This window comes from bacterium (genome assembly GCA_040755795.1).
Classification (GTDB): Bacteria; UBA9089; CG2-30-40-21; order CG2-30-40-21; family SBAY01; genus JBFLXS01.
This window is the reverse complement of record JBFLXS010000266.1, coordinates 1-5,554: the sequence shown is the minus strand read 5'-3', so window position 1 is coordinate 5,554 and position 5,554 is coordinate 1. Positions and strand designations below refer to the sequence as shown.

General features: G+C 35.6%; 4 protein-coding genes. 3 read left to right on the top strand and 1 reads right to left on the bottom strand.

The features are described 5' to 3' along the window. The 3 genes from AB1414_14375 to AB1414_14365 form a co-directional block, all read left to right on the top strand. Positions 1-1,466, top strand: a 1,466-nt coding sequence (locus AB1414_14375; GenBank protein ID MEW6608608.1) for a methyl-accepting chemotaxis protein, incomplete at its 5' end; no start/stop codon positions are given. 71 nt (positions 1,467-1,537) lie between these two features. Beyond that, complete coding sequence (locus tag AB1414_14370; GenBank protein MEW6608607.1) at positions 1,538-3,721, top strand: hybrid sensor histidine kinase/response regulator; 2,184 nt, start codon at positions 1,538-1,540, stop codon at positions 3,719-3,721. Positions 3,722-3,753: 32 nt separating this feature from the next. After that, positions 3,754-4,359, top strand: coding sequence for a DUF3786 domain-containing protein (locus AB1414_14365; protein MEW6608606.1), 606 nt, complete (start codon positions 3,754-3,756; stop codon positions 4,357-4,359). A gap of 268 nt (positions 4,360-4,627) precedes the next feature. On the opposite strand, the gene AB1414_14360 is transcribed toward AB1414_14365, so the two are convergent. Further along, positions 4,628-5,554, bottom strand: a 927-nt coding sequence (locus AB1414_14360) for an Rpn family recombination-promoting nuclease/putative transposase (protein ID MEW6608605.1), incomplete at its 5' end; no start/stop codon positions are given.

Genomic DNA, 5,554 nt, shown 5'->3' with positions numbered 1-5,554 from the left:
CATTTTTACTAAATGAAAAAAGAAAGCATATCGTTGAAATACCACAGGAGATACCTACAATAACTGAAGTTCATAAACCTGACTATCAAGAAGATGTAACCAGAGGGAGATATATTACCTATGCCCCGATTAAAAAATCAAACTGGACATTGGGAACAGTATGTTATATGAAGGATTTTGATGCACCAATTACGAAGATGTGGAATCTTTTATTGATTTTTACGGTGATTATTTTTGTTGTCGGATATATTTACGCCTATTTTGTCACGACTGATGCGACTATACCTCTTCATAATTTAATTAAAAGTAGTCAGCGGATTGCTGATGGAGATTTATCTCATGTTGTTACAGTCGTTACGAGTGATGAGATTGGATTACTATCGAATATTTTTAATCGGATGATGCAGAATTTACGCAATTCAATGGAACAACTCCATGACCATGCTCAAACCCGGTCGGTGGAAAAGAAAAATCTACAAGATAATATTAAAAATTTGGCTGGGATAATAGAAAGAATTGCCAGTGGAGATTTAACTCAAGCCGTAAAGATAGAAGGTGCAAATGAACTTGAACAAATGACAATTATCATTAATAAAATGCTTGAAGATTTGAGGAAATTAATTTACCATTTAAAAGAGGCTTCGCTTCAAATAAGTTCTGCGGGCAGTGAAATTTTAGCCACGGCTCAGGAACAATCAAGTGGGGCAAGTGAACAGGCCGCTTCGGTTTCCCAGGTTACGGTTACTGTTGAAGAGCTATCCAGCACCTCAAAACAAATAGCAGAAAATGCCGATGCAGTCGCCAGAATAGCTGAGGAAACATTACAAAGTGCTCAAACAGGACAGGATGGAGTACAGGATGTAATTCTCAGTATGGGTAAAATAAAGGAAACAACTGAAGCCGGTGCCAGACGCATCCTGACACTGGGCGAGAGGTCTCAAAAAATAGGCGAAATATTAGAACTTATCAATAATATTGCCGCAGAAACAAAACTTATTGCCTTTAATGCCGCTATTGAGGCTTCAAGAGCTGGAGAAGCAGGCAGAGGATTTGCGGTAGTCGCCGTTGAAGTCAAAAAATTAGCCGAAAATGTTGTTGAATCGACTAAAACAATTAAAGAAATAGCCTCTGAAATTCAGACATTAGCCTCTCAATCGGTTATGGCGATAGAAGAAGATGTGAAAAAGGTAGATGAAGGCGTAAAATTGGCTCAAAAAGCAGGGGAATCTTTAGAAGAGATACTCGATATGGTTGACCAGACAACTAAAGCCTCAAAACAAATCTCGGTTGCCACCCAACAGCAAAGAACTGCCTCAGAACAAGTCGTAGCAACAATGCACGAAATCGCTGAAGTATCTAAACAATCAGCCGCCTCAAGCCATCAATCTATTACCTCTGTTTCTGAATTAAATACTTTAGCCGAAGACCTAAAAGTAGCAATTGAGAAATTTAAATTAGAAGGATAAAGACAGGAATTGGAGTGTTGAAGTGATAAAATCAAATCCATTACTCCACTATTCCATTTGGAGTTAGAGAAATGGCTGGAAAATTTGATAAATCTATATTTTTAGCGAAATTTAAAGAAGAAACTGATGAACGACTTAATAACCTCAATAATAAACTCTTAAACCTGGAACAAAATCCAGATGATGCTGAGCTACTCAATGAGGTATTTCGTGAAGCACATACCTTAAAAGGCTCGGCGAAAATGGTCGGTTTGACCAAAATTAACCGCATCGCCCACCAGATGGAAGACCTGCTCGGTAGAATCAAAGAAAAACAATTCAATCTCACCCCACAAATAAATGATTTGCTGTTTGAATGCCTTGATTCAATTAAAATTCTGTTAGAGGCAGAAATCTCTAAAAAAGAAGTAGATATTGATGTCGATTCTCTTTGTGATGAATTAATTCAAGCCTGCACCGGAAAGTTAATTCGTGAAAGGAAAAAGACTGAGAGAAAAATTCGGTTAGTCGAAGGTGTAGCCCAAGAAATTCGACATGAAAAAGTAGGCTTTGAAGAAACAATCCGTGTTGAAGTAAGCAAACTTGATAAACTCCTGAATTTAAGTGGAGAAATGATTATTAACCGCGGCAAATTAGATGCCCTGTTGATGCACATAAAGGATATATCTGAATTAATGAAAGAACAAATATTATTCCTCGACCAACTAAAGGAAAGAGCCAATGGATTTAAAGAAGAGATAATAAAATTATCCCTTTCACACCAGAGACTAAAAGACGGAACAACTAATTTATTAAGAAAATACGCAGAGGGACTGGATGACTTGAATATTTTAACTAATGAATTGGAAGATATGGTCATTAAAATAAGGATGTTACCAGTATCGACTATTTTTGACCTTTTCCCAAGAGTCGTGCGGGATATGGCTGAAGAATATGATAAAGAGATAAATTTAGAAATTAGAGGTGAAAAAACAGGACTTGATAAAAAGATACTGGAGGAAATAAAAGACCCACTGATGCATTTAGTCCGCAATTGTATTGACCATGGAATCGAAACGCCAGAAGAAAGGGCATTGCTTGGTAAACCACGAACCGGGAAAATATGCTTTTCTGCCCGACAGGAAGGAGCAAGTATAATTATTGAAATGTCCGATGACGGTCGAGGCATAGACCCTCGTGTCATAAAACGAATTGCCTTAAAGAAAAATCTGATTACCCCTGAACAAGCAGAGAAAATTACTGATGAAAACGCTATTTACCTTATCTTCGCCCCAGGATTCTCTACCAGTGAAAAAATCACAGATATCTCCGGACGAGGCGTGGGAATGAATGTTGTTAAAGAAAACATTGAACGACTTAAAGGTTCGATTAACATCCAGACAGAAGTAGGTAAAGGCACAAAATTTACTTTACGCATGCCCTTAACCTTAAGTATTACTTTAGGACTAATTGTTAAATCCCAGGGGCAATTATTCATTTTCCCAACTTCAGAAGTAAAAAAAATAGTTAATCTATCAACAAATGATATAAAACTGATTGGTGATAAAGAAGTAGTTATCGTTGATGGTGTTACTATCCCTTTTGTCAAACTCGATAAACTACTTGGATTAAAAAAAGAAAATGAAATACTTACCAATCGCGAAATGTTTATGATTATAATTCATCTTGCAGGTGAATCTATTGGATTTGGAGTAGATGAAGTTATTAGTGAACAAGAAATAGTTATCAAAAGTCTGGGCGGTTATTTAAAAAAACCGGATAATATTGCCGGTGCGACTATCTGGGGAGATGGCGAAGTAATCCTTATCTTAGATGTATTTGATATAATGAAATCTGCCAAAAAGACACATATTGAAGTAAAAGTAACTGCTAAACAAAAAATCTCTACTCCCACTATTTTAGTTGTAGATGATTCGTTAACGACCCGCGAACTTGAAAAAAATATCTTAGAATCAGTGGGCTATAATGTCGAAATGGCAATTGATGGATTACAAGCATTAGGAAAAATCAAACAAAAAAGATATGATTTAGTCATTACCGATATTACTATGCCAGGAATGAATGGATTTGAATTAACTGCCGCTATAAAAAAAGACGAAAAATGTAAAGATATTCCTGTTATTATGGTTACTTCTGAAGAAAAAGATGAAGATAGGAAAAGAGGGATTGAAGTTGGTGCCCATGCATACATCATTAAATCCGGCTTTGACCAAAAAGGTTTGTTGGATATAATTGAGAGAATGGTTGAGAGGTAAAGATTTGGGGTAACTATTTACTGAGGTGATAAATGAATGGTTTAGATGTTGCCTGGAATAGATTATTAGAAATGGAACATTCTTTGGTCTGTAAAAGGGCACAGGTTGAGTTTAAAGAGGGTAAATATTTAATTGAATTTCTCAAAGATTTGTATCAAATTGAATTGCAGACCATGAAAATTAATATACCTTCATCTCCATCTTCAAAGATTAATTTTGACCTTGCACTCGTCTTACTCACTTATCTTACCCAGGCAAAGGAGATAAATTTGTCGAATAAGTGGGTAAGTCCGCGAGACCTTAAAAGTGGTTATTTATTCTTTACCGGAACACATTCCCTCGAAGACTCAATTTTTTTAGAAAAATTTGGTCACGCTCCAAATAGACTTTTTGAAGTAGGTGTAAAATTAGGTGCAAAACCTGCCTCTTATGGAGACAAATCTATTATCCTCTTTCCTCTTCCTCGCATTCCGCTTCTTTATCTCATTTGGACAGGTGATGATGAATTTGAACCAGGTATGTCTATTCTTTTAGATTCTACTGCTGAGTTTCATCTTCCTCTGGATATCCTTTATGCCTTGATAAGGATAACTACAAAAAAATTGGGTAACTATTCAGCCACGGATGGACACGGATAAAACACTGATTTTTTGGTGGTGTCTAAAAATAACTCTAATAGTGAAATCTATGTAGATTTGGTGTCCAAAAGGGGATAAGGAGATAAAGGGAGAGATTATTCATTGTAATTTCCAAAATTTTAGAATGAATTTATCTCCTTATCTCCATAATCCCATATCTCTTTTTCTTACACTATTTCAACCTTTATGCTAGATTAAGACACCATCCGTGTTAATCCGTCTCCATCAGTGGCTGAATAATTACAGATAAATTAATATTTGCTAATCGCTAATTCGCTACTCTTACAACCCTATTTATCTCCTCGTCTGAAAGTCCTGTTATCTCAGCAATCATCTCCAATTTAAACCCTTTTTTATACATCGATTTAGCTGTCTCTATTGCCTTCCTATATTCGCCTTGTTGTAATCCTTGTTGTAATCCTTGTTGTAATCCTTGTTGAATTCCTTGTTGAATTCCTTGTTCTAACCCTTGTTGTAATCCTTGTTTTAATCCTTTCTTTTCGGCATAAGAAATCGATGCCTTTTGAATATAGATGAAATCTTTCCTTTTATGCTGTATCTCTAATTCTTTAGCACTCAGACTTGCTTGATTGGCTATCTCAAATGCCTTCTTTATCTCTTTACTCATCCCCAGTGTTTTGGGTATGTAATTTAGCTTACCCGCATTTTTTATAAAATATATCCATTTATCCGTCCAATCACTTAATTCACTTTCTTCCTTCTTGAATTTTGGTAACTCAATGAAGATTAATTCAATATCTCCACTATATTCAACTAACTCATCCTTCTCTATCAATCTGAAGTAACTGATGACCTTTGTCCACTCACTAAACATCTCAAAATCAGTAATAGTGATAGCAATTATCGGGTTTAATAGATAAAATTCATCACCACATAAAAGTTGCGTAGAATATGCCTTCGCCGCATTGTAGAGAATCCTTTTTTCTAATCCTTCATAATTTAATATCTGCATCTCAATAATTACGCCACTACCATCTGATAATATTGCCTTGACATCAACATAGGTATCCTTCATCCCTTTAAGTAACGGTATCTGATATGGGTCAACTATGGTTAAATCTTCAATAATGCTTCCATCTTTGAATTTAACCACTGAGTTTATAAAGTTTATAAGTATATCTTTTGATTGTTTGCTTCCAAATACCTTTTTAAAGGCAAAGTCTGTTTTTACATC